This window comes from Caulobacter sp. FV1ye13L (assembly GCF_058681155.1).
The window spans coordinates 948276-972297 of record NZ_CM178732.1 but is presented as its reverse complement, the minus strand read 5'-3'; the positions used below and the strand labels follow the sequence as shown (position 1 = coordinate 972297).

Genomic DNA, 24022 nt, shown 5'->3' with positions numbered 1-24022 from the left:
CCTGGCCCATATAAAGATATCTTTATGCGTTAATTGCCCGGAAGGGTCGCTCGCGCTATAAGCCCCGCAAGATCTTCACCGACCGCAGGAGCCGACCGTGGCCGACTACATCGTCAAGGACATCTCGCTCGCCGATTACGGCCGCAAGGAAATCGCCATCGCCGAGACCGAAATGCCCGGTCTGATGGCCACCCGCGCCGAATACGGCCCGGGCCAGGTCCTGAAGGGCGCCCGCATCGCCGGCAGCCTGCACATGACCATCCAGACCGCCGTTCTGATCGAGACCCTCACCGCCCTGGGCGCTGAAGTCCGCTGGGCGTCGTGCAACATCTTCTCGACCCAGGACCACGCTGCGGCCGCCATCGCCGCCTCGGGCGTGCCGGTGTTCGCCTTCAAGGGCGAGAACCTGGTCGAGTACTGGGAATATGCTCACAAGATCTTCGAGTGGCATGACGGCGGCTATCCGAACCTGATCCTCGACGACGGCGGCGACGCCACCCTGCTTTGCGTGCTGGGCCCCAAGGCCGAGAAGGACCCGACCCTTCTCGACAACCCGCAGAACGAGGAAGAAGAAGCCCTCTACGCCGTGATGAAGAAGTACCTGGCCGAAAAGCCGGGCTTCTACACCGCCATCCGCAACGCCATCACCGGCGTGTCGGAAGAAACCACCACGGGCGTCCACCGCCTGTATCAGATGGCCATCAAGGGCGACCTGCCGTTCCCGGCCATCAACGTCAATGACAGCGTCACCAAGTCCAAGTTCGACAACCTGTATGGCTGCCGCGAAAGCCTGGTCGACGCCATTCGTCGCGGCACCGACGTCATGCTGTCGGGCAAGGTCGCGGTGGTCTGCGGCTATGGCGACGTGGGCAAGGGCTCGGCCGCTTCGCTGCGCCAGGGCGGCGCCCGCGTGATCGTCACCGAAGTCGATCCGATCTGCGCCCTGCAGGCGGCGATGGAAGGCTATGAAGTCCAGACCCTGCAGGACGTCGCCGCCAAGGCCGACATCTTCGTCACGGCGACGGGCAACAAGGACGTCATCACGCTGGACGACATGCGGATGATGAAAAACAACGCCATCGTCTGCAATATCGGCCACTTCGACAGCGAAATTCAGATCGCCGCCCTGCGCAACTACAAGTGGGACGAGATCAAGCCGCAGGTCCACCATGTGGAATTCCCGGACGGCAAGAAGCTGATCGTGCTGTCGGAAGGCCGTCTGGTGAACCTGGGCAACGCGACGGGTCACCCCTCGTTCGTGATGAGCGCCAGCTTTACCAACCAGACCCTGGCCCAGATCGAACTGTGGACCAACAAGGCCTCGTACGAGAACCAGGTCTACACCCTGCCCAAGCACCTGGACGAGAAGGTCGCCTTCCTCCACCTGGAAAAGCTGGGCGCCAAGCTCTCGACCCTGCGCCCCGATCAGGCCGCCTATATCAACGTGCCGGAAAACGGCCCGTTCAAGCCGGACCACTACCGCTACTAGCATCGCCTCAAGGCGAACCGATCAGGCCCGCTCGCGGAAACGCGGCGGGCCTTTTTCGTGGACCGGGAACCGAAAGCCTCGCTGTCGTATTGATAGGGCGGCAGGAGCCCCCAATGTCCGCTGAGCACGACGCCAGACTCGCCAGGCTGATCATCGAGAACGCCCTCGGCTACGCCATCTTCACGATGGATCTTGAGGGCAGGGTGACCAGTTGGAGCCGGGGCGCCGAGGCCGTGCTGGGCTATAGCCGCGAGGAGGCGATCGGCATGTCCTTCGGTGAACTCTTCACCATCCCCGACCGGGAAACCGGCGCGGACAGCAAGGAGCTCGAAAACGCCAAGCAGATGGGCCGGGCCGAGGACACCCGCTGGCACCTGCGCAAGGACGGCGCCCGCTTCTGGGGCAATGGCATGACCATGGCGATCTTCGAGCCGGAACTGACCGGCCTGATGAAGATCCTCCGCGACGAGACCCCGGCCAAGCTGGCCGAGGACCAGCGCGTGCTGCTGCTCAACGAGCTCAACCACCGGATCAAGAACACCCTGGCCACGGTGCAGTCGATCACCGAGCAGACGCTGCGCGCCGCCAAGGTCGACCCCGCCGTCCGCAACGACCTGACCAATCGCCTGATGGCGGTGTCGGACGCCCACAACGTGCTGGTCCACCAGAGCTGGGCGGGGGCGGATCTCGGCGCCATCGTGCGGCAGGCGCTGGCCCCCCATGATCACAAGCACATCAGCCGCTTCAGGATCGACGGCCCTCTGGTCTGGCTCAGCCCGCAGCAGGCGGTGGCCATGGCCCTGGCCCTGCACGAACTGGCGACCAACGCGCTCAAATATGGCGCCCTTTCCACCGCAAGCGGTCAGGTCGAGATCGCCTGGAACCTGTCGCACAACCAGCTGGGCGCACGCCAGATCAGCCTGCTCTGGCGCGAGCTGGGCGGGCCCCTGGTCACGCCGCCGGCGCGCACGGGATTTGGCACCCGCCTGATCGCCCGAACCTTCGGCCAGGAAAGCGGCGGTCAGGCGCGGATCGACTATCTGCCACAGGGCGTGCAGTGCGCGATGCAGCTGCCGCTGTCGGTCAGCGGCGAAGAGCCGGCGGCCTGGGCCTCACTCGTCGCCGACCAGATCAGCCCGCACCGCGCCGCTGCGGTGGTCCGGGCCGACGCCAGGGGCGAGACCGACTCGCCGATTTCCTGAGCGCATAGCCGCATAGGCCCAGCGACGCCCTGTTCAAGTTGGCCATGGTCCGGTAAGCCGCTTGCCATGCCACTCGCCTTGATCATCTCCAGCCATGTCGCCGGCAGCCGCGTCGGCGCATCGGCCCAGGCCACAGCGCTTGTCCAGTTCCGCATCGACTCCATGGTCGTCCCGACCGTGCTGTTCGGCCGCCACCCCGGCTGGGGCGTGCCCGGCGGTGCGCCCGTGCCGATCGAGGTTCTGGAAGGCATGCTCGACGGCATGGAGGCCAATGGTCTGTTTGGCCTGACCGACATCGTCATCACCGGCTATTTCGCCAGCGCCGCCCAGGTGCGCGCCGCCGCCCGGGCCATCGACGCCGTGCGCGAGGCGCCCCGCGAAGGGGCCGCCAGCCGCAAGCCCTCGATCATCGTCGACCCCACCATGGGCGACGCCGGCAAGGGCCTCTATGTGCTGCCCGAGGTGGCCGAGGCCATCGCCGCCGAGCTGATTCCCCGCGCCGACGTGGTGGCCTGCAATGCCTGGGAGCTGCAGAAGCTGACCGGGGCCGACGCCCGCGATCCGCAATCGGCGATGCGCGCCGCCCGCCTGCTGGGCAAGCCGACCCTGGTCTCGTCCGTCCATCGCGGGGCCGAGATCGGCGTTGTTCTGGCCGACCGCAAGGAAGCCTGGCTGGCCGCCCACGCCAAGGCCGAGCGTTCGCCCAACGGCACGGGCGACCTGCTGACCGCCCTCTACGCCGCCTCGATCCTGGAAGGCCAGACCCTGTCCTACGGCCTAGCCCGCGCCGTCGGCGGGGTGGCCGAGACCGTGACCGCCGCCAATATCTGGAACGCGCCGGAGCTGCCGATCGTGGCCATGGGCGCGCGGATCAAGCAGACCTCGCCCACCGTGCGTATCGAGCGACTAGCCTAGAGAGCTTCCATGACCGTCGACATCACCGGCGTCTGCGCCGACCGCTTCTCGCGGGTCCGCGACGTGTTCGAGGCCAATTTCGCGGACGGCGGCGAGCTGGGGGCCCGGTTCGCCTTCGCCGTCGAGGGCGAGATCGTCGTCGACCTGATGGGCGGCTTTGCCGATCGTCAGCGCACGGTCCCCTTCGGTCCCGAAACCCTGACGGCGCTGTTTTCGACCACCAAGGCCGTCGCGGCCCTGATGGTCGCTCGCCTGGTCGACGAAGGTCGCCTGGCCTATGACCAGCCCGTCGCCGATGTCTGGCCCGAGTTCGCCCAGGCCGGCAAGCAGGACATCACGGTCGAGCAGGCCATGTCGCACCAGGCCGGCCTGTCGGGCTTTCCCGACGAGACCGATCCGGCCATCTGGTTCGACTGGGACGCCACCTGCGCCAAGCTGGCGGCCATGGCGCCGCTGTTCCCGGTCGGCTCGGCCAGCGGCTATCATCCGGTCACCTTCGGCTATCTGGCCGGCGAGATCTTCCGCCGCGTCGATGGCCGGACGATGGGCACGGCCCTGCGCGAGGACATCGCCCAGCCGTTTGGCCTGGACCTCTGGATCGGTCTGCCCGACAGCGAGCACGCGCGCACCGCCGAACTGATGCGCCCCACGACCCTGCCGAAGTTCGGCGAGATGAACGCCGCCGTGAAGGCCGCCTTCATGACCGCGTGGGCGGCGCCCTCGGGCCGGGGAACCGACGAATGGCGCCGCGTCGAGATCCCCTCGGCCAATGGTCACGCCACCGCGCCGGCCCTGGCGCGGCTGATGGGCGCCCTGGCCAATGGCGGGGTGCTGGACGGCAAGTCGCTGATCACCCCGGCCGGGATCAAGGCTGCGACCGCTGAACGCATCGTCGGCCGGGACCTGGTGCTGCCCTACGACATCAGCTGGGGCGCGGGCTTCATGCGCAACACGCCCAACTTCTTCTATGGCCCGACCGCCGAGGCGTTCGGCCATTCGGGCTGGGGCGGTTCGTGCGCCTTCGCCGATCCGACGACGGGCGTGTCCGGATCCTATGTGATGAACAAGCAGGGTAACGCCCTGATCGGCGATCCCCGCGCGGTGCGGCTGATCGAGGCCGCCTACGCCTCGCTCTAGGTCCGGGCCAGCAGGCCGGCCAGCCGCTCCTCCTGTCGGGTCAGCTGCGAGCGGCCCTTGTTGTCGGCCAAGGACGCGGCCTGGCCGGTGATCAGATAGGCCAGGCCACGCCCGGCGCGCGGGTCGACCCACAGGCCCGAGGTCAGGCCATAGGCGTCGCCCGGATGGCCAATCCAGCCCGCGCAACCCTCGAACAGGCCATCGCCCGCGCCGCCGGTCAGGGTCTGAACGCCCAGGCCATAGGCGACCATCAGGCCGCCATAGCCATCGCCGTTGGGGCGCTTGGGATCCAGGCGCCAGGCCGGTTCGATCAGGGTCGCGAAGGTGTCGGGCCTGAGCAGCGGCGCGCCTCGCGCAGCCAGCACTCGGCCGATGACCGCCAGATCCAGCACCGAGGCGCGCAGGCCGCCCTGGGGCGCGAAGACAAAGCCGTTCTCGCCGGGCTCATAGTCCGACAGGGTCCGTCCGCCGGCCTCCGGCGCGATGCGCACCATCGCTTCGGGCGCGGGCGGCACGGTCTGGTCGTGCTGGGCGATCCAGGGGCCGGCGGCGTTCCACGGCCCCTCATCGGAGGGCGCCTTGCGATAGAGAATGGCTCGGCGATCGCGAGCCGCCTGCGGGACGCCGCTCCAGTTGAAGCCGCATGACAGGCCCAGGGGCGCGAACACCGCGCGGTGCATGAAATGATCGAAGCGCTGGCCGCTGACGCGCTCGATCATCTGGGCGATCACGGCATAGTTGACGTCGCCATAGACGAACCAGTCGCCCGGCGGCTCGCTGGCCGGCCCAAACCAGGCGCCGTCGTCCCACTGGACGCCTCCAGGGGTCAGGGCCGCGCTGAGCGGACGCCCGAAAGCGACGGGGTAGCTGGGCCCGTTGCGCAGGCCGCTGGTGTGCGACAGCAGGCGGCGGGGGGTGATGGCCGCCCGGGGAAAGGCCGGATGTCGAAGGGTGAAGCCGAGCAGATCCGAGGCGTCGTCGTCCAGCCCGACCTTTCCCGCCTCGACCAGAGTCATGAAACCCAGGGCGGTGACCAGCTTGGAGATCGAGGCGATCCGCGCCGGGGAGGCGGCGGCCATCGGCCGGCCGCTCGCCACGTCGGCCATGCCCCGGGCGACAACCTGCCGGTCGCGCTGTCTGTCGAAGGCAGTCCCCGCCAGGGCCGGGATCGCGGCGGCGGCCACGCCCTGGCCGCTCAGCAGGTCGTCGAAGGGATCGGTCCGGGCCGCGCCCAGGGTCAGGGCGCCGCCGGCGGCGAGGATCAGGCGTCGAGTCGGCATGGCAGGTCTCCGATCCCGCCAGCCTAGGCCGGATCAGGCCGTCGCCACCACCCGCGTCCGCTTCCAGGCCCCGTAGGCGAACACCGCCACGCCCAGCCAGATGAAGACGAAGGACAACGCCCGCATCGGCGTGACAGCCTCGCCCAGGGCGATTCCGACCCCGAACTGCAGGGTCGGGGCCAGGAACTGCAGGAAGCCCATGGCGCTCAGCGGCATGCGCCGCGCCGACCAGGCGAACAGGGCCAGCGGCACCACGGTGGCGGGGCCGGCCAGCAGCAGCAGGGTGGTCACGCCCGCCCCGCCGCCGAAGTGGCCGGCGCCGGTCGATTGCAGGTGCAGCACATAGAATAGGCCCGGCACGGCCAGATAGGCGCACTCGACGAACAGGCCGGTCTGGGCGTCGGCCTTCACCTGCTTGCGCAGGATGGCGTAGGCGCAGAAGCTCAGGGCCAGGCCCAGAGAGATCACCGGCAGATGGCCCAGGGCGGTGGTCTGGATCGCCACGCCCACCACGGCCAGACCGATGGCGATGGCGCCCTCGCGACTGATCCGCTCACGGAACAGGATCGCGCCGGCCGCCATGTTCATCAGCGGATTGATGTAATAGCCCAGGCTGGCCTCGATCACCTGTCCTGCGTTCACCGCGAACACATAGATCGTCCAGTTGATGAAGATGGCCGCCGTCGAGCAGGCCAGGATCAGCAGGGTCTTGGGCTGGCGCAGCACCGCCGCCAGCTGTCCCGCCTGCCTGGCCAGCAGCACGGCCATGAAGGCCCAGGGCGCCGCCCACAGGGTGCGGTGGGCGATCATCTCCCACGAGCCGACGCCCAGCTTGGCCAACAGGTGGAAATACAGCGGCAGGAAGCCCCACAGCATGTAGCAGCCCACCGCAGCGATCACCGCTGTCCGGGCTTCGTCCGGGCTCTTGCCTGTATCCGCCGACATGGCGCTGGTCCTTCAATCACAAACGAAAAGGGCTCCCGGGACCTTAAGTCCCGGGAGCCCCCAAATCCGCCACCCGCGTGTTGCGGAAGGGGGTTCAGGCCGGGGTTTTCTGCTTGATCAGACCCTTGTCATGCAGAAGCTGGGCGATCTGCACGGCGTTCAGCGCGGCGCCCTTGCGCAGGTTGTCGGCCACGCACCACAGAACGATGCCGTTCTCGACGGTGGGGTCGGTGCGAATGCGCGAGACATAGACCGGGAACTCGCCGGCGCTTTCCTTGGGCGTCATGTAGCCGCCGTCCTCGCGCTTATCGATGACTTCCACGCCGTCGGCGTCGCGCAGGATCTCGCGGACATCGTCCTCGTCCAGCGGGGTTTCGAACTCGATGTTCACCGCCTCGGCGTGGCCGACCATGACCGGCACGCGCACGCAGGTGGCGACCAGCTTGATCGACGGATCCAGGATCTTCTTGGTCTCCGCCATCATCTTCCACTCTTCCTTCGTGAAGCCGTCCTCCATGAAGCTGTCGATGTGGGGGATCACGTTGAAGGCGATCTGCTTGGTGAACTTCTTGGGGGGCGGCGCGCCCAGGACGAACACGCCCTTGGTCTGCTCCCAAAGCTCGTCCATGCCTTCCTTGCCTGCGCCCGACACCGACTGGTAGGTCGAGACGACCACGCGCTTGATCTTGGCTTCGGCGTGCAGGGGGGCCAGCACCACCACCAGCTGCGCGGTCGAGCAGTTGGGGTTGGCGATGATGTTCTTGGGCATCTTCAGAACGGCGTCCGGGTTCACTTCCGGCACCACCAGCGGCACGTCCGGATCCATCCGGAAGTGGCTGGAATTGTCGATGACGATCGGACCGGCTGCGCCGATCTTCTCGCCCCATTCCTTGGAGATGGCGCCGCCGGCGCTCATCAGCACGATGTCGACCGTGCTGAAGTCGAACTGGGCCAGGTCCTCGCACTTGAGGATCTGATTGCCGAACGAGACCTCGACGCCAATGGATTTGCGGCTGGCGATGGCGTGCATTTTATCGACGGGGAATTTCACCTCCTCGAGGATATTGAACATCTCACGGCCAACATTGCCCGTGGCGCCGACCACGGCGACCCGGTAACCCATAGCGGTCTCCAATCTGACTTTTCCGCCCCGAAACGGCGGGAAGCGACCCGTTACGCCCCGGGGGGGCGATAGGCAAGGCAAGGCTTTCTCTCAGCCCCGATAGAACCTGGCCTGTGCGGCCATTTTTCACCCCATGGCCTGCGGCGGACCCGTTCCGCGCCGGCGCGTCCGTCAGCCGATCAGGTGCTCGCGCCACGCTGTCCGCAGCACCTTCTTGTCGATCTTGCCTGTCGCCGTCAGCGGCACCGCCGCGAACACCACATCGTCGGGCGTCCACCATTTGACGATGCGCGGGGCCAGATAGTCGAGCACCTCGGCCTTGGTCACGCTCGCCCCCTCGTGCGCCTCGATCACCAGCAGCGGCCGCTCCTCCCACTTTGGATGCGGCACGCCGATCACGGCGGCGATCTTCACGCCGGGGCAGCCGACAGCCACGTTCTCCAGATCGATCGAGCTGATCCACTCGCCGCCTGACTTGATCACGTCCTTCTGGCGGTCGGTGATGCGCATGAAGCCGTGCTGGTCGAGGGTGGCGATGTCGCCGGTGTCGAACCAGCCGTCGTCCTGGGCGGCGTCGGCTTCCAGACGGAAATAGCGCTTCACCACCCAGGGGCCGCGCACCTTCAGCGCGCCGGAGGTCTCGCCGTCGCGGGGGGCGTCCGAGCCGTCATCGGCCTCGACCTTCAGCTCGATGCCGAACTGCAGCCGGCCCTGACGGGTCCAGATGGCCTCGTCCATGGCCTCTTCACCCAAGGCGGCCAGGGAAGGCGTGGGCGTGGCGACAACCCCGATCGGGCAGGTTTCGGTCATGCCCCAGATCTGCAGCACCGAAACGCCATAGAGCCGCTTGAAGGTCTCGGCCATGGCCCGCGGCACCGCGCTGCCGCCGATCACCACCCGCTTCAGCGTGGTCGGGCTTTCGCCGTTCTTTTCCAGCCAGTCGAGATACATGGTCCAGATGGTCGGCACGCCGCCGGTGAAGGTGACGCCCTCGCCCTCGATCAGGGCGTGAAGCGAGGCCCCGTCCATCTTGTCGGCGGGCAGGACCAGCTTGGTCCCGCAGATCGGGGCGCTGAACGGCAGGCCCCAGGCGGTGGCGTGATAGAGGCTGGAACAGGGCATCACCACATCGAAGGCGGTGAAGCCAAAGGCGCTGTTGAGGCCTCCGGCCATGGCGTGCAGCACCACGGCCCGATGCGAATACAGCACCCCCTTGGGATCGCCGGTCGTGCCCGAGGTGTAACAGAGAAAGGCCCCGGCGTTCTCGTCGAAGCTGGGCCAGGCGATCGTGTCGGCCTCACCGGCGATCAGGGTCTCGTAGGAGATCGCGCCCACCGAGCCGGGGATCGTCCGCTCGGGGTCCGACAGCATCACGAAGGTCTTCACCGTGGTCAGCTGTGGGGCGATGCGCTCGACCAGGGCCTGGAAGTTGCGGTCAAAGAACAGCACCGCGCTTTGCGCGTGATTGATCGTGTAAACGATCTGCTCGTCGAACAGCCGGGGGTTGGCGGTGTGCAGCACCGCCCCGATGCCCGGCGCGGCGTAGAACAGCTCCAGATGCCGGTGGGTGTTCCACGCCAGGGAGGTCACCCGGTCGCCGGGCGCAACGCCCAGGCGCTTGAGCGCGTGAGCCAGTTGGGCCGAACGGCGGCCAAGGCCCGCATAGTCATAGCGCCAGACCGGCTCGTCGATCAGCTTGGAGACGATCTCGCGCGCGCCATGGGCCTGCTGCGCATAGGTCAGGATGCCGCTGATCATCAGCGGGGTGGTCTGCATCAGGCCCGGTAACATGCGCGGCGCTCCCTTAGATGTGTTGTTGGGATCAGCCTAGAGCAAAGGTCGCCATGATTGAATCATGTCGTTTGCCCTAGATTCTTGTTTTGACGCGTTATTTCGGCGGCGAACCGGTATCCGCTTCGCCGAATAACGCTCTGGGGCGTCGCGCAAGGTTTGGGGAAGGGGGCGCCGCGCGCCGCCTCTCCCGGACCGGCGACTATGGGGATACAGCGCCCTCAATCCCCGTTCTTTTCAGACGAGACCCCAGCCAGATCAGCAACTTGCAAAAACTTTGATCGCGCCCGTCAGACGCGCTGAAACCGCCTGCATAATCAATCTCACCTGACAGCACGGGAAGGGCGCACGTACGGCGACCGTTGCGGCTGTCAGGGGTGATCGAGCGGGCCACCGTTCGGGCGTATGCCCGAGCGGCCGGTTAAAGTGAGGGCGGGTGACGTAAACCCGCCCATCGGGGGCTAGCCAAGGCCTCCGCCCGTCCGAAGGTTCGCTCCGGGTTCCTCCGGAATCGGCGCGGCTGCAGCCCAAGGCTGGGTCCGTCGCGAGGAGGATGAAACCCGGGTGGGGCAAAAGGCTGAACAGGCCTGCGCGCCCCGGCCAGAGGGATAACGATCACGCGGAGCGTCTGTCTTCGTCGAAACGGTATTCAACTATCCCATCCTCCGGGCGAGGCCCGGACGCTCCGCGACCCTTCCCACACCTTCAGCGGCCACCGCGTGAAGCGGTAAAGCCGTGCGCCCTCGCTCCTACTTCAACAGCCCGCCGGGCGGGGTGTAATGCACCTGGGCGCCCGGCCCCAGTGGCCAGTCGAAGGCCACCCAGGCCAGGGTCATGGCGACGCCTGCGACCATGAAGGCCAGGGCGTAGGGCAGCATCAGGGCCAGCAGCGACCCGACCCCCATATTGGCGTCCCAGCGCCGGGTCATGGCCAAGACGAGCGGGAAATAGCTCATCAGCGGGGTCATCAGATTGGTGAAGCTGTCGCCCATCCGATAGGCGGCGGTGGTCATTTCCGGCGAGATGCCCAGCAGCATGAACATCGGCACCACCACCGGGGCCAGGGCGCTCCACTTGGCCGAGGCCGAGCCGATGAAGAGGTCCAGCACCGACGAGAAGCCCAGCACGCTGACCAGCAGCAGCGGGGCCGGCAGGTTCATGGCCTTCAGGGCCTCGGCCCCGTGGATGGCGGCGATGGGGCCCAGACGCGACCAGTTGAACATCGCCACGAAATGGGCGGCGAAGAAGGCGAAGACGATATAGGGGGCCACGGAACGCACCCCGTCGGCCATCATGTTCACGACGTCCTTGTCCGAACGCACCGTTCCGACCCCGATGCCGAACGCCACGCCACAGGACAGGAACAGCAGCATGAAGCCGGCGATCAGGGCGCTGTAGAACGGGGTCAGCTGGGCCGGCCCGGTCTTGGTCTCGTCGATTAGCGGGGTGAAGCCGGGGATCAGGGTCAGGGCCGCAAACAGGGCCACCACGGCCAGGGCCGCCAGACCCGCCAGCTTCAGGCCGCGCTTCTCCTGCGGAGTCACCGCCGACTTGGCCAGTTCGGCCTTGAGACCGTCATCGGCCTGGCCGCCCCAGGGGCCCAGGCGCGGTTCGATCACCCGGTCGGTCAGGAACCAGGCGATGGGCGTGAAGACGAAGACGATGGCCAGGATGTACCACCAGTTGCCCAGCGGGTTCATGGTCCAGGTCGGGTCGATGATCCGGGCTGCTTCCTGGGTGAAGCCAAACAGCACCACATCGAACTGGCCCGGGGTCAGATTGCCGGCGAAGCCACCCGACACGGCCGCAAAGCCGGCCGCGATGCCGGCCAGGGGATGGCGGCCCACGGCCGCGAACAGCAGGCCCGCCAGCGGAATGAACACCACATAGGCGGCGTCCGAGGCGTGGTGCGAGACCATGCCGATCACCACCACCAGCGGGGTGAGGATCACCTTGGGGGCCTCGCGCAGGCTGGCCCGGATCAGGGCGCTGAACAGGCCCGAGCGTTCGGCCACCGCCGCGCCCAGGATCACCACCAGCACCAGGCCCAGCGGCGCGAAGCTGGTCAGGGTCTTGGGCATTTCGGTGAACAGTCGGGCCAGATTGGCCTCGGAGAACAGGCTGCTGGCCGCATAGGTCAGGACGCCGTTTTCCAGCTCGCCAAACTGAGGGGCCTCTTCGCCGCCATAGGTGATCGAGGCCGACCAGCCCAGGGCCTGGCCAAGGGCCGACAGGGCCATCAGCCCCAGGATCAACCACACGAAGATCATGACGGGCTCGGGCAGCAGATTGCCCAGTCGCTCGACGGCGCCCAGAAAGCCCTTTTGTCGGGCGTTGGGCGTCGGATCCGAAGTCTGCGTCGCGCTCATACAGGTTTGGCCTGGCTCTAAGAGACCCCCATCCCTCAAGCTTCACCGCTAACGGGCTTGGCGCGCAGCGTAAAGGGCCCGACGACACCGGCCCGCCTGTTTTCGCCATTTGCCGCTGAGCGGGGCCGGGCGCCGGGCGGGCAAGGCCGCCAGGCGCCCAAGCGCCGTCAATAGGGCAGGTTGTCCGCCGCCGGGGTGGTCGACGCCGGGACCTCGGCGCCGGGGCCGTCCGGCGTCGCGGACGGATCGATCAGGTCGCCGATCGGGTCTTCGCCCACCACCGGCGGCGGTTCGATGACCCCGCCCGGGATCGGTGTGGACTTGAGGCGCGGCAGGGCGGCGGCCATGAAGTTGCGCCAGATCTCGGCCGGCGCGCCGCCGCCGGTCACCCGCTTCATCGGGGTATTGTCGTCCTTGCCGGTCCAGACGGCGGCGACGAAGCCGCCGGAATAGCCGACGAACCAGGCGTCGCGGTAGTCGCTGGTGGTGCCGGTCTTGCCGGCGACATCATAGCTGGCGACCCTGGCGCGGGTTCCGGTGCCGGCGGTCACGACCTGGCGCATCATCTGGTTCATGTACTGCAGGCCCGGCGAGCCGATCACGGCCGGACGCGAGGTCTTTTCGACGCCGTGGTCGTACAGCACCTTGCCGCTGGCTGTGCGGATGCGCTCGATGCCGTAGCCCTTGGCCAGGAAGCCGCCGTTCGAGAACGGGGCATAGGCCTGGGCCATTTCCATCGGCGAGACCTCGACGGCGCCCAGGGCCATCGAGGGGTCCAGCTGGATCTTGCTGGTGATGCCCAGGCGACGGGCGGTGTTGGCCACATTGCTGGTGCCGACCTCATTGGCCAGGCGCGCGGCGATCGTATTGATCGACTGGGCCAGGGCGGTCTGCAGGGTCATCGGGCCCAGATACTTGTTGGTGTAGTTCTTGGGCTCCCAGTTTCCGATCTTCACAGGCTCGTCGACCACCATGACATTGGGCGTACGGCCCTGCTCCATCGCCGTCAGATAGACGAACGGCTTGAAGGCGCTGCCGGCCTGGCGGCGGGCGGTGGTGGCGCGGTCGAACTGGGTTTCGCCATAGTCGGCCCCGCCGACATAGGCGCGGATGCGGCCCTCGCCGTCGATGGCCACCAGGGCCGCCTGTTCGACGCCCTGCTTGATATGACCCTCGACGCCCAGCTTCACGGAGCGCTCGGCGGCCACCTGGATGGGAAGGTCCAGGGTGGTTTCGACCACCAGGTCCTCGGTGGGTTCGCCGACCAGCGAGCGCACCTGACCGTCGATATAGTCGGTGAAATACTGGGCCCGCTGGTTGGCCAGGGTGGCCGAGACCTGCACGGGGGTCTTGAAGGCCTCGTCGCGCTCCTCGGCGGTGATGGCCTTGATGCGCACCATCTCGTCCAGCACGACGGTGGCGCGGCGGGCGGCGCGTTCGCTGGCGCTGACCGGCGAATAGCGCGCCGGGCCCTTCATCATGCCGGCCAGCAGGGCGCTCTCGCCGATGGTCAGCTGATTGGCGGGCTTGTTGAAATAGCGCTGCGAGGCAGCCTCGATGCCATAGGCGCCGGCCCCGAAATAGACCCGGTTCATATAGAGGGCCAGGATCTGCTTCTTGCTGAACTTCAGCTCCAGCCAGACGGCCAGGATCAGCTCCTGGGCCTTGCGGCGATAGTTTTGGGCCGGGCTGAGGAACAGGTTGCGGGCCAGCTGCTGGGTGATGGTCGAGCCGCCGCGCTGGGGGCCGTCATGGGTCATGTTCCAGGCGACCGAGCGCAGGATGCCCCAGGGATTGAACCCGAAATGGCGATAGAACTGGCGGTCCTCGATGGCCACAAAGGCGGCCGGGACATATTTGGGCAGGGCGTCGATATCGACCGGCGGGGCGTACTGGCTGCCGCGCACCGCCAGAAGGGCGCCCGAGCGATCCAGATAGTTGATCGAGGGCTGGCGCTTGACGTCATAGAGCTTGGACGTGTCGGGCAGATCGCTGGCGAACACGGCGAAGAAGGCGACGATGAAGATCAAGCCCCAGACGCCGACGACCGTGCCCCAATAGAGCGCGGCTTGCAGCGGCGTACGTTGGGGCTTCGCCGGTCTGTTCCCGCCGAAGGTGCCGTTGGCCATGTCGTCTCTTATCCCACGGTGCGCCAAAAGGGTGTGAGGGAGCGCGCGTCAGCGTCCCGTTTAACCGAAGCCCACAAAACGCGCGACAAGATTGACGAGAGGTGAACGCTGAACACGGCGCTGTTGTGGCGCGGCGGCGCAGTCGCGGTATTGCCATTTCAAGTTGAGTGATGTGTTCTGAAATCCACCGGCGCGCCAGGAATGCCTTGGCGCTGCGCATCCCCGCTGTCACAAGTCCGCCGTGCCCACGATCGTTGATTCCGCCCCCCTCGACACCGCCCGTGACGTCCTGCGCAGGACGTTCGGCCATGCTGACTTCAGAGGTCTGCAGGCCGGGGTGATCGGCGAGCTGCTGGCCGGCCGCAGCGCTATGGCCGTGCTGCCGACCGGCGGCGGCAAGAGCCTGTGCTACCAGATCCCCGCCCTGATCCGGCCGGGCCTGGGTTTGGTGGTCTCGCCGCTGATCGCCCTGATGGCCGACCAGGTCGCCGGTCTGCAGCAGGCGGGCGTCGCGGCCGAGCGGCTGGACAGCAACACCCTGCCCGGCGAGCGCGCCGACATCTGGCGACGCATCGACGAGGGCCAGCTGGATCTGCTGTATCTGTCGCCCGAGGGCCTGATGCAGCCGTCGATGCTGGACCGGCTGTCGCGCCTGAACCTGGCCCTGGTCGCTGTCGACGAGGCCCACTGCGTCAGCCAGTGGGGCCACGACTTCCGTCCGGAGTACCGGATGCTGGGTCGCATCGCCGAGGTCTTCCCCAACGTCCCGCGCCTGGCCGTCACCGCCACCGCCGACGCCCGGACCCGCGACGACATCCGCGCCGAACTTCGCCTCGAAGGGGCTGCGGAGTTTGTCGACAGCTTCGCCCGCCCCGAACTGGCCCTGAACGCCGAGCGTAAGCGCGGCAAGGGTCATGACCGGGTGGTCGAGCTGGTGCTGGAACGCCCGGGCCGGGCCGGGGTCGTCTATGCCGGCAGCCGCGATTCCACCGAGAAACTGGCCGAGAAGCTGATCGCCCAGGGCGTTCCCGCGCTGGCCTATCATGCCGGCCTCGACAAGAACGTCCGCGCCCGCCGGCTGGAGGAGTTCCTCGAGGCCGACGCGGCGGTGATGGTGGCGACGATCGCCTTCGGCATGGGCGTCGACAAGCCCGACGTCCGCTTCGTGATCCACGCCGATCCGCCCGCCGCCATCGAGGCCTACTGGCAGGAGATCGGCCGGGCCGGGCGCGACGGCCAGCCGGCCGAGGGCATCACCCTGTATGGCTCGGCCGATCTGGCCTGGGCCGGCAAACGCATCGAGGCGCGCGAGGCCCCCGACGAGGTCCGACAGGTCCAGACCCGCAAGCTGCGGCAGTTCTACGCGATGCTGGAGGGAACCACCTGCCGCGCCGCCGCCGTGCGCCGCTATTTCGGCGAGGAGGGCGTGGCCGTCTGCGGTGTCTGCGACATCTGCACCTCGCCGCCCCAGGGGATCGACGCCACACAGGCGGCCCAGAAGGCGCTGTCGGCCGCCCATCGCCTGGGCGGACGCTTCGGGCGGGGTCGCCTGATCGATCACCTGCTGGGCAAGACCAAGGACGTCACCCCGCAGGAGGCCCAGATGTCGACCTTCGGCATCGGCCGCGAGTTCAGCCCGGTCACCTGGCGCGACCTGCTCGACACCCTGGTATTCGAGGGCCTGCTGCGCGAAGACCCCAATGATGGCCGCCCCCTGATCGGCCTTGGCGAGGTCGAGGGCGTCAAGGCCGTCTATCGCGGCGAGCGCAAGGTCAGCCTGCGTCAGCAGGTGGAGGCGTCCGATCCGACCACCCGCTCCGGCGCGCCGCGCAAGCGCCGCGAGGGCAAGGCCCTGACGGTGCCCGTGGAAGATCAGGCGCTGTTCGAGGCCCTGCGGTCCTGGCGCCGTGAACAGGCCCAGTCCCAGCATGTGCCACCCTATGTGATCTTCCACGACGCCACCCTGGCCGAGATCGCCGCCGCGCGTCCGTCCAGCCTGCCGGGCCTCGCCAAGGCCGGCGGCGTGGGGCAGGGCAAGCTGGACCGCTATGGCGAGGCAGTGCTGAAGGTGGTTCGCGAGAACTAGAGCGTCGTGCGGAAAAGTGGATGCCGGTTTTCCGCAAAGACGATGCGAAAACAGAAAGCTAGAGCTGGTCGGCCTTGACGCCAGAGGCCCGCATCGCTCCCAGCCGCGCGAAGGCCAGGGTCAGGGCCTTGCGCCGGGCCGGCGCCAGCGGCGCGACCGGCGCCTCGCGGATCACGGCGCCGCCAAAGGCGTCGGCCACGATCATCCCCGGTTCCTCGGGCAGGATGCCGTCCGGAAAATGCGGGGCGACCGCGAAATAGAAGGCGTCGCAATAGGGCGCATACTCTGGCCATTTGCGGTCGATGCGGAAGTCTTCCAGCCCCGACTTGACCTCGACGATCAGGATGTCGCCCTTGGGTCCCAGGGCCATCAGGTCGGCCCGCCGCCCGTTGGGCAAGGTCACCTCGGCCAAGGGCGCATAGCCCAGCGACACAAGGAACCGCGCGGCCCCCCGGGTGACCGCGTCGGTGGTCTCGGGCCGCGATGGGCGCAGGTCGATCACGACGTCCATGGCTTGATCCTGTTCCATCTTTGTTCGCGTATCAAGGTTAAATAGCATCGCGCCGGGCGAGCCGGGTTCCCTATTGAAGGGCGCCGCTTTGACCACAACCTTTCGGCGCAATAGCCCGGACGTATCAAGTGGGGCGTGAGGTGGTCTGGTGGGGAAGTCTTTTGTTCTGACGGTCATGGCTGCGACGATCTTCGTGTCGTCCGCCGGCGCCTCTCATGCCCAGGTCGTGTCCGAACCAGAGATCGTCGCCTACGCTCACGGTGAAACACCGAGCTTTTTCGCGATGACGCCTGCGAAAGTAGGGCTGATCGGCGGGTTGCTTGGCGCCGCCGTAATGTACGCCACGGGCGCTGAACTCATCAAAAAAAACGGCGTACCCGATCCATCGGCGGATCTGGCGCGCGATCTGGCCCAGAATCTTGCTGAACGGCGAATGGCGCGCCGCGCCGCGCAGCCAATCCTCACCAATGTCAAAAAGCCGGCGACTGTGGCCGCCGCTGGAGATGGCGCCCGCTACGTTCTGACCGTGCAGACCACCAGTTGGGGACACCTCTATTACGCGCTCGACTGGGCGCACTATTCAGTTTTCTACAACGCCCAAATGCAGATTATCGACGTGCAGACCAAGGCGGTGGTCCACGCCGAACTGTGCGGCTGGAAGTCACCTAAGTCCGGCTCACCCACCCGCGATGACCTTCTGAGAGATCAGGCCGCGGGTCTGAAGGCCATGGTCGCCACCGCGACGGATGTCTGCCTGCATCAGTTCGATCGTGGGCTGGACAGGTTCACGTCGCCCTCGCGCCCCATGGAGCGTCCGGTCCTGGCCGAGAGCCGGAGTGTGATGCCGCCTCAGGCAGTCACGCCGCCTCCATCCTTGGAGCCGATCGAGCCGGTGCGCGCGGTCGCCCGGATAGATCTGCCGCCCGCTCCTCCACCGCCAATGGTTTCGTCGCCCATCGAGATGTCTGCCGTCGCCGCGACCGGCGCCACAGGCCAGGCCCCACACCGGCCCGTGGCCATCCCAGTTGAGGCCGACAGCCTGGCGCCTGCCTGGGTCGATCAGTGGGAGCCCCCTCGCGCCGCGCCGATTCCGGCCTATGTCGAATATCCGTACGCCCGGCCCTATGAGGCGCCGCCGTCGCGGACCCCGCCGCCGCCTGAGGTCCGCTATGCCGGCCGCGACGCCAACGGCTATCTCACCTGGCCGGGCAAGCGCCCTTAGGGCGCCGGTTGCAGGGTCGGCCGCAGCATCGAGACGTCATAGCCCATGGCCTTGGCCCGGGCGGTCAGGGCCTCGCGCTCCAGGCCGGTCGGGGGCTTGCGGGTCAGCAGCCAGAGATACTTGCCCGAGCCCTCGCCGACGATGCTCCAGCTGTAGTCGTCGGCATGGTCCATGACCCAGTAGTCACCCCAGAACGGGCCGAAGAACGAGACCTGCAGCTTGGCGTTGGTCGCCGCATCGACAACCTTGGCCCGGCCCTCGCTGGTCTTGACCGGACCGTCTACCGCGCCCTGGCGGCAGGTGTTGAGCACCCGGATCAGGCCATCGGGGCGTTTGGAATACTCGGCGGTGACGCCTTCGCAGCCCTTCTCGAACCGCATGTCGTAGCGGGCGACCTCGTACCAGAGGCCCAGATAGCGATCCAGTTCCACGGCTTTGGCCGGCTGGGGCGGGCTGGGATTGCCGCTGGGCCCCGCCACGCAGGCGGCCAGCAGCAGAGGCAGGGTCAGGGTGAGGGTCCAGGGTTTCATGCGATCAGACGTCCGGATGGGCGGGGAATTCGAGTTTGGCGTAGCCCAGCGCCCTCACCCGCGACAGGGCTGACGCCCGGACGTCCGAAGGCATGTCCGCCTGGCGCGACAGCAGCCACACATAGTTGCCCCCCGGCGTCGCCATGATCGCCCATGACTGGTCGTCGGCCCGGTCCAGCACCCAGTATTCCTGAGTTTTCAGGCCGCCCAGGAAGCTCATCGAGAACTTGGCGTTGAAGGTGTCTGCGACGATCTTGCCGCTGGTGTTGAAGGTTTTGGCCGCGCCGGTGGGCGAGCCCCTGCGACAGGTCTGCACGACCTTGAAGCTGCTGACCCCGGTGCTGGTGAACTGGGTTGAGGCCGCCTCGCAGTCGCGCTGGCCGGAATTGGGCGTGCGGGCGATCTCGAACCATTGGCCCGAATAGAACTCGGCCGAGACGGCCTTGGCCGGAGGCTTGGCGGCGGCGTGGGCCGAACCCGCCATTCCAGCAACACCGAGGGCGCAGGCGAGTCCGCCAGCGGAGATCAGGTTCAGACTGCGCATGGAGAAAACCTTGCCAACAAGGCCACTCAAACGCAAACCGCCCGCCCTTGTTCCGGGCGAGCGGCCTGTTTGGCTTGATCGAAAGCCTATTCGGCGGCGATGCCGATCGCGCCGGCCGGACGATCGCGGAAGTTGATGGCCTGCAGGTGGCGAATGCCCTCCTCGGCGATGTCGTCGCCGACCGTGCGGTCGCCTTCGCCCCGCAGCTCCTCGATGTCGACATACATCGCGTAGAAGGCCTTGGTGCGGTCAGTGATGATGCCGGCGTTCAGCAGGGTCTTGACCAGCACGCGGAAGATGTTGGTCTGCTCCTTCATGGCCTCGCGACGCACGTCGTCGGTCATGATCTTCCCGTACTCCTCGACCACCTTGTCGGGATCCAGGCCGAACTCGGCATAGAGATCCATCTGCTGGTGCGGCGAGACGAGGTTGAACAGCAGGGTCTGGAAGCAGTGCGCCGCCCAGTCCTCGATGATGGCGTGTTCCTCGGGCGACAGCTTGGGCACGGTGCGGTCAGCCCAGATCTTGCCGAACTTGTGGTGGAAGGCCTCGTCGGTCATCACCAGCTGCAGCATCTTCTTGCCGACCGGATCATTGATCTGGTTGTAGAAGGTGGCGAAGGCGCCCATGGCCAGGCCCTCGACCAGCATCTGCATGCCGATGATCTTCTTGTAGACTTCCGGCGCGCCGATGATCTCGACCAGCAGGGTCTTCAGGGCCGGGCCGCACTCGACCGGCCGGCCCCAACGGGCCTTGATGTATTTGGCGAAGGCCGTGACGTGGCGGGCCTCTTCGCGGGTCTGGTTGGCGGCGTATTCCTGCGCGCCCTGGTCCTTCAGAACGTGGCACAGCGAGGCCGACAGGTTCAGCGCGCCCTGCTCGCCGTGCAGGATCGACGAGAAGCTGCGCAGCACCGACTGGTTGATGAAGCGGATGCGGGTCTTGGGATCGCTGAGGTGATTGGAGACATAGTCGGTCGACAGGGCGATCACGAGATCCTCGGGCACCAGGGCCTGGTTCTCCATGTCGAACGGCACGTCGAAATCGATATAGGCCTTGTCGAGCGGATCCCAGAAGTGGTCGTGGGTCGCCGAAATGATCTTGTCGAAGGCCGTGGAGCGGTTGTTGTAGCGGTCAAGTTCGAGCATCGACTCGAAGTCGTCCGGCGCCACCGCGTCGTACATGGCGTCCTTGGTGATGTTCTTGTCCGTCATGGGGGCTCCTCCGGTGGCCTGGGTCGGGGCGGGTCTTGCGCCAGCCTCCAACGATCTAAACACTGTCAACTCAATCTCGCGGACGGGTCAAATTAAAAATGACGGACGCGTCAGGTTCGCTTCAGAAGCGATCAGGCCGGCGATCGTCCAGACGACGGAAGGTGAAATGGTCCAGCCGCTGAACATCTTTATCCTGACCGGCGCAGGCGTCTCGGCCGAGAGCGGTCTGAAGACCTTTCGCGATTCCGACGGCCTGTGGACCCAGAACGACCTGGCCCAGCTGGCTACGCCGGAAGGCTTCGCCCGCGACCCGGGCCGGGTGCGCGACTTCTATTCGGCCCGCCGCAAGATCCTGGAGATCGCCGCCCCCAACCGCGCCCACATCGCCCTGGCCCGGCTGGAGCGCGAAATGACCGCCCTGGGCGGCTGGGTCTTCCTCTGCACCCAGAATGTCGACGACCTGCACGAAAAGGCCGGCAGCAAGCGGGTCGTGCACATGCATGGCCGGCTGACCGCCACCCGCTGCACCCAGTGTTCCGGCGACTGGATCGACCGGGGTCCGCTGACCGCCCGCCAGGTCTGCCCGGAATGCGGAACGGTCGGCGCCACCCGGCCGGACGTGGTGTGGTTTGGCGAATTGCCGATGTTCATGGACCAGATCAACCAGGCGCTGGAAGAGGCCGACCTGTTCGTGGCCATCGGCACGTCCGGCTCGGTCTATCCCGCCGCCGGCTTCGTGGCCGAGGCGCGGGCCCTGGGGATCGCGACCTGCGAGATCAATGTGGCGCGGTCGGACAATGCCCATGCCTTCGACAGGCGGATCTACGGGCCGGCGACGGAGAAGGTGGGCCAATGGGTGAGCGAGCTGCTCGGGGATTGAGGGAGCTCTTTGAGAGCAGGTCTGGCACGCCCGACTTCCGGCCACTCGGCGGGTGGAAGGGCGCTGCCGGATCAGCCCTTCAAGGCCCCGGCCACCACTTCGCGCGCCTCGGCTTGCACCTGCTTCAGATGCTCGTCCCCCAGAAACGACTCTGCATAGATCTTGTAGACGTCCTCAGTCCCCGACGGCCGCGCCGCGAACCAGGCGTTCTGCGTCACCACCTTCAGCCCGCCGATGGCCTCGCCATTGCCCGGCGCAGTGGTCAGGGTGGCGGTGATCGGCTCGTCGGCCAGGCTGGTGGCCGTGACGTCGGACGGGCTCAGCGCGCCCAGCCGCGCCTTCTGCGCGCGGTCGGCCGGGGCGTCGATGCGGGCATAGGAAGGGCGGCCATATTTTTCGGCCAGATCGTCATACAGCTGGCTGGCGCTGCGACCCGTGCGGCCCTGGATCTCGGCGGCCAGCAGGGCCAGCAGCAGGCCGTCCTTGTCCGTCGTCCACACCGTGCCGTCGCGGCGCAGGAAAGCGGCGCCGGCCGATTCCTCGCCGCCGAAGCCGACGCTGCCGTCCAGCAGGCCGGGCACGAAATGCTTGAAGCCGACCGGCACTTCGAGAAGCGTCCGGCCAAGGCCGGCGACCACGCGGTCGATCATCGAGGACGACACCAGGGTCTTGCCCACGGCCACGTCCGGGCCCCAGCCCTCGCGATGGCTGAACAGATAGGCGATCGAGGCGGCCAGGAAGTGGTTGGGGTTCATCAGCCCGCCGTCGGGGGTGACGATGCCGTGGCGGTCGGCGTCGGCGTCATTGCCGGTGGCCACGTCGTAGCCGGCTCCGCCGGCCATCGCCTTGATGAGATTGGCCATGGCGGCCGGCGACGAGCAGTCCATGCGGATCTTGCCGTCGGTATCCAGCGGCATGAAGGCCCAGCGCGGATCGACCGTCGGATTGACCACGGTCAGGTCCAGGCGGTGACGCGTGGCGATCTCGCCCCAATAGCCGACGCTGGCCCCGCCCAGCGGATCGGCGCCGATCTTCACGCCGGCGCTGCGGATGATGTCGAGGTCCAGCACGCTCGGGAGGTCGTCGACATAGCGGCCCAGGAAGTCGAAGGGCTTGGCCTCGGCGATCGCCCGCTCGAACGGCATGCGCCGCACGTCGGCCAGACCGCCTTCGATCAGCTGGTTGGCGCGGGCGGCGATGGCTGAGGTAGCCGAGCCGTCGGCCGGTCCGCCCGAGGGCGGGTTATATTTGATGCCGCCATCGCGGGGCGGGTTGTGCGACGGGGTGATCAGGATGCCGTCGGCTAGGCCCGACGTCTTGCCGCGATTGAAGGCCAGGATGGCGTGCGACACCGCCGGCGTCGGGGTGAAGCCGTCGCGGTCGTCGATCAGCGTCTCGACCCCGTTGGCGACCAGCACTTCGATCACGTTGCGCCAGGCGGGCTGCGACAGGCCGTGGGTGTCGCGGCCCACGAAGATCGGGCCGGTGATCCCCTGCGCGGCGCGGTATTCGGCGATCGACTGGGTGATCGCCAGGATGTGGGCCTCGTTGAACGCGCCGTCGAGGCTGGAGCCCCGGTGCCCCGAGGTACCGAACGCCACCCGCTGGGCGGGACTGGACATGTCGGGCTTGAGGTCAAAATAGGCGCCGGTCAGGGCGGCCAGATCGATCAGGTCTTCGGGTCGGGCCAGCTGGCCAGCGCGTGCATGCATGTCGGGAAGCCTATCGATCGAAGGTGGAACGTTCAATTCGGTGCGGAGTCTGGACGGCTGTCTTCAGAACGCGGCGCTGAAGATTGTTCCATCCGGCAGCAGGGCGGCGCGTTTGACGCCGTCCGAGGCGAACGGCATGGCGACCTTGCCGTCCCTGTCGATGCTGATCAGTCCGCCGTCGCCGCCCAGGGCCGCGACCCCGGCGATGGCGGCGGCCGCCGCGGCCTCCAGGCTCTCGCCGCCAAAGCGCATGCGGTGGGCGATCTGCACCGCCACGGCCGTGCGGATGAAATATTCGCCCTGGCCGGTGCAGGAGACGGCGACGGTGTCGTCGGCCCAGGCGCCGGCCCCGATCAGCGGGCTGTCGCCGATGCGACCCGGCATCTTGCCGAAGACGCCGGCCGTCGAGGTGGCGGCGGCCAAACGACCCTCGGCGTCTCGCACTACGCAGCCGACGGTTCCGGTCGGATGATCGGGCGGATGATTGCTCTCGAAGGCCCCGGCGTGGGTGAACCAGCTGTCCGGATCGACGATTTCCTTCAGGCCCTGCGACCGCGCGAAGGCCATGGCGCCTTCGCCGGCCAGCATCACGTGCGGGGTCTTCTCCATCACCGCCCGGGCGGCCAGGATCGGGCTCTCGAACCCCTGCAGCGCCGCGATCGAGCCTGCGCGGCCGGTGGCGCCGTCCATCAGGCAGGCGTCCAGCTCATAGGCCCCGGCCGCGTTGGGCGAGGCGCCCTTGCCGGCGATGTAGAGGCCGCTGGCTTCCAAGGCGACCACGGTCTCGACCGCGACGTCCAGAGCGCCGGCGCCGGCGGCCAGACGGTCGCGCGCCGCCTCGACCAGGCCGGCCATGTGGGCGATCTCGGCGCCGTAGTCATGACCCGGCGCCGAGCCCGCGCCGCCGTGCAGGGCGAGACTAAAACGTTTGTTTGACATTCCG

At 67.4% G+C, this 24022-nt stretch carries 19 protein-coding genes; 7 read left to right on the top strand and 12 right to left on the bottom strand.

The genetic code is table 11. The features are described from left to right. The first annotated feature begins 97 nt into the window (after positions 1 to 97). The 4 genes from ahcY to ACW176_RS04410 all read left to right on the top strand — a co-directional run bounded on the left by ahcY (position 98) and on the right by ACW176_RS04410 (position 4743). Positions 98 to 1489, top strand: a complete 1392-nt coding sequence (ahcY, locus tag ACW176_RS04425; protein WP_419319136.1) for an adenosylhomocysteinase — start codon at positions 98 to 100, stop codon at positions 1487 to 1489. A gap of 113 nt (positions 1490 to 1602) precedes the next feature. Further along, positions 1603 to 2691 (top strand): sensor histidine kinase, encoded by a 1089-nt coding sequence (locus tag ACW176_RS04420; RefSeq protein ID WP_492111043.1) that lies wholly within the window; start codon positions 1603 to 1605, stop codon positions 2689 to 2691. A 66-nt stretch (positions 2692 to 2757) separates the two neighbouring features. After that, on the top strand, positions 2758 to 3606 hold the full coding sequence (locus ACW176_RS04415; protein WP_419319134.1) for a pyridoxal kinase: 849 nt from the start codon (positions 2758 to 2760) through the stop codon (positions 3604 to 3606). 9 nt (positions 3607 to 3615) lie between these two features. Then, a complete protein-coding gene (locus ACW176_RS04410; RefSeq protein ID WP_492111042.1) occupies positions 3616 to 4743 on the top strand; it encodes a serine hydrolase domain-containing protein in 1128 nt (375 codons plus the stop codon). Here the strand turns inward: ACW176_RS04410 and ACW176_RS04405 are convergent. The 6 genes from ACW176_RS04405 to ACW176_RS04380 form a co-directional block, all read right to left on the bottom strand. Continuing rightward, complete coding sequence (locus tag ACW176_RS04405) at positions 4740 to 6023, bottom strand: serine hydrolase domain-containing protein (RefSeq protein ID WP_492111041.1); 1284 nt, start codon at positions 6021 to 6023, stop codon at positions 4740 to 4742. The two genes, ACW176_RS04410 and ACW176_RS04405, sit on opposite strands and share 4 nt — an antisense overlap. Before the next feature lie 33 nt (positions 6024 to 6056). Then, complete coding sequence (gene rarD, locus ACW176_RS04400; protein WP_492111040.1) at positions 6057 to 6968, bottom strand: EamA family transporter RarD; 912 nt, start codon at positions 6966 to 6968, stop codon at positions 6057 to 6059. Positions 6969 to 7062: 94 nt separating this feature from the next. Next, positions 7063 to 8091, bottom strand: a complete 1029-nt coding sequence (locus ACW176_RS04395) for an aspartate-semialdehyde dehydrogenase (protein WP_492056206.1) — start codon at positions 8089 to 8091, stop codon at positions 7063 to 7065. A gap of 171 nt (positions 8092 to 8262) precedes the next feature. Next, positions 8263 to 9882, bottom strand: coding sequence for a long-chain fatty acid--CoA ligase (locus ACW176_RS04390; protein ID WP_492111039.1), 1620 nt, complete (start codon positions 9880 to 9882; stop codon positions 8263 to 8265). 749 nt (positions 9883 to 10631) lie between these two features. Beyond that, positions 10632 to 12251 (bottom strand): AbgT family transporter, encoded by a 1620-nt coding sequence (locus ACW176_RS04385; RefSeq protein WP_492111038.1) that lies wholly within the window; start codon positions 12249 to 12251, stop codon positions 10632 to 10634. A gap of 167 nt (positions 12252 to 12418) precedes the next feature. After that, positions 12419 to 14380 (bottom strand): transglycosylase domain-containing protein, encoded by a 1962-nt coding sequence (locus ACW176_RS04380; RefSeq protein ID WP_492111037.1) that lies wholly within the window; start codon positions 14378 to 14380, stop codon positions 12419 to 12421. 241 nt (positions 14381 to 14621) lie between these two features. Here ACW176_RS04380 and recQ point away from each other — a divergent pair, with 241 nt between their 5' ends. Continuing rightward, positions 14622 to 16466 (top strand): DNA helicase RecQ, encoded by a 1845-nt coding sequence (gene recQ / locus ACW176_RS04375; RefSeq protein ID WP_419319125.1) that lies wholly within the window; start codon positions 14622 to 14624, stop codon positions 16464 to 16466. Positions 16467 to 16524: 58 nt separating this feature from the next. Here the strand turns inward: recQ and mmcB are convergent, their stop codons facing one another. Further along, entirely contained in the window at positions 16525 to 16977 is a 453-nt protein-coding gene (gene mmcB / locus ACW176_RS04370) for a DNA repair putative endonuclease MmcB (RefSeq protein WP_492111036.1), read from the bottom strand. Positions 16978 to 17152: 175 nt separating this feature from the next. On the opposite strand from mmcB, the gene ACW176_RS04365 reads away from it, so the two are divergent. Then, positions 17153 to 18199, top strand: a complete 1047-nt coding sequence (locus ACW176_RS04365) for a hypothetical protein (RefSeq protein WP_492111035.1) — start codon at positions 17153 to 17155, stop codon at positions 18197 to 18199. Here ACW176_RS04365 and ACW176_RS04360 read toward each other — a convergent pair. From ACW176_RS04360 to ACW176_RS04350, 3 genes are all read right to left on the bottom strand, one after another. Beyond that, entirely contained in the window at positions 18196 to 18729 is a 534-nt protein-coding gene (locus tag ACW176_RS04360; protein WP_492111034.1) for a lipocalin family protein, read from the bottom strand. The two genes, ACW176_RS04365 and ACW176_RS04360, sit on opposite strands and share 4 nt — an antisense overlap. Positions 18730 to 18733: 4 nt before the next feature. Further along, positions 18734 to 19273: a lipocalin family protein gene (locus tag ACW176_RS04355; protein WP_492111033.1), complete on the bottom strand. Its 540-nt coding sequence runs from the start codon at positions 19271 to 19273 to the stop codon at positions 18734 to 18736. An 86-nt stretch (positions 19274 to 19359) separates the two neighbouring features. Next, positions 19360 to 20487: a ferritin-like domain-containing protein gene (locus ACW176_RS04350; RefSeq protein ID WP_492056214.1), complete on the bottom strand. Its 1128-nt coding sequence runs from the start codon at positions 20485 to 20487 to the stop codon at positions 19360 to 19362. A 166-nt stretch (positions 20488 to 20653) separates the two neighbouring features. Here ACW176_RS04350 and ACW176_RS04345 point away from each other — a divergent pair, with 166 nt between their 5' ends. Continuing rightward, a complete protein-coding gene (locus ACW176_RS04345) occupies positions 20654 to 21367 on the top strand; it encodes an NAD-dependent deacylase (protein WP_492111032.1) in 714 nt (237 codons plus the stop codon). Between the two features lie 71 nt (positions 21368 to 21438). On the opposite strand, the gene pgm is transcribed toward ACW176_RS04345, so the two are convergent. Together pgm and ACW176_RS04335 are read right to left on the bottom strand one after the other, a co-directional pair. Then, positions 21439 to 23079, bottom strand: coding sequence for a phosphoglucomutase (alpha-D-glucose-1,6-bisphosphate-dependent) (gene pgm / locus ACW176_RS04340; protein ID WP_492111031.1), 1641 nt, complete (start codon positions 23077 to 23079; stop codon positions 21439 to 21441). A gap of 63 nt (positions 23080 to 23142) precedes the next feature. Beyond that, a complete protein-coding gene (locus tag ACW176_RS04335; protein WP_492111030.1) occupies positions 23143 to 24018 on the bottom strand; it encodes an isoaspartyl peptidase/L-asparaginase family protein in 876 nt (291 codons plus the stop codon). Between the last annotated feature and the right edge of the window lie 4 nt (positions 24019 to 24022).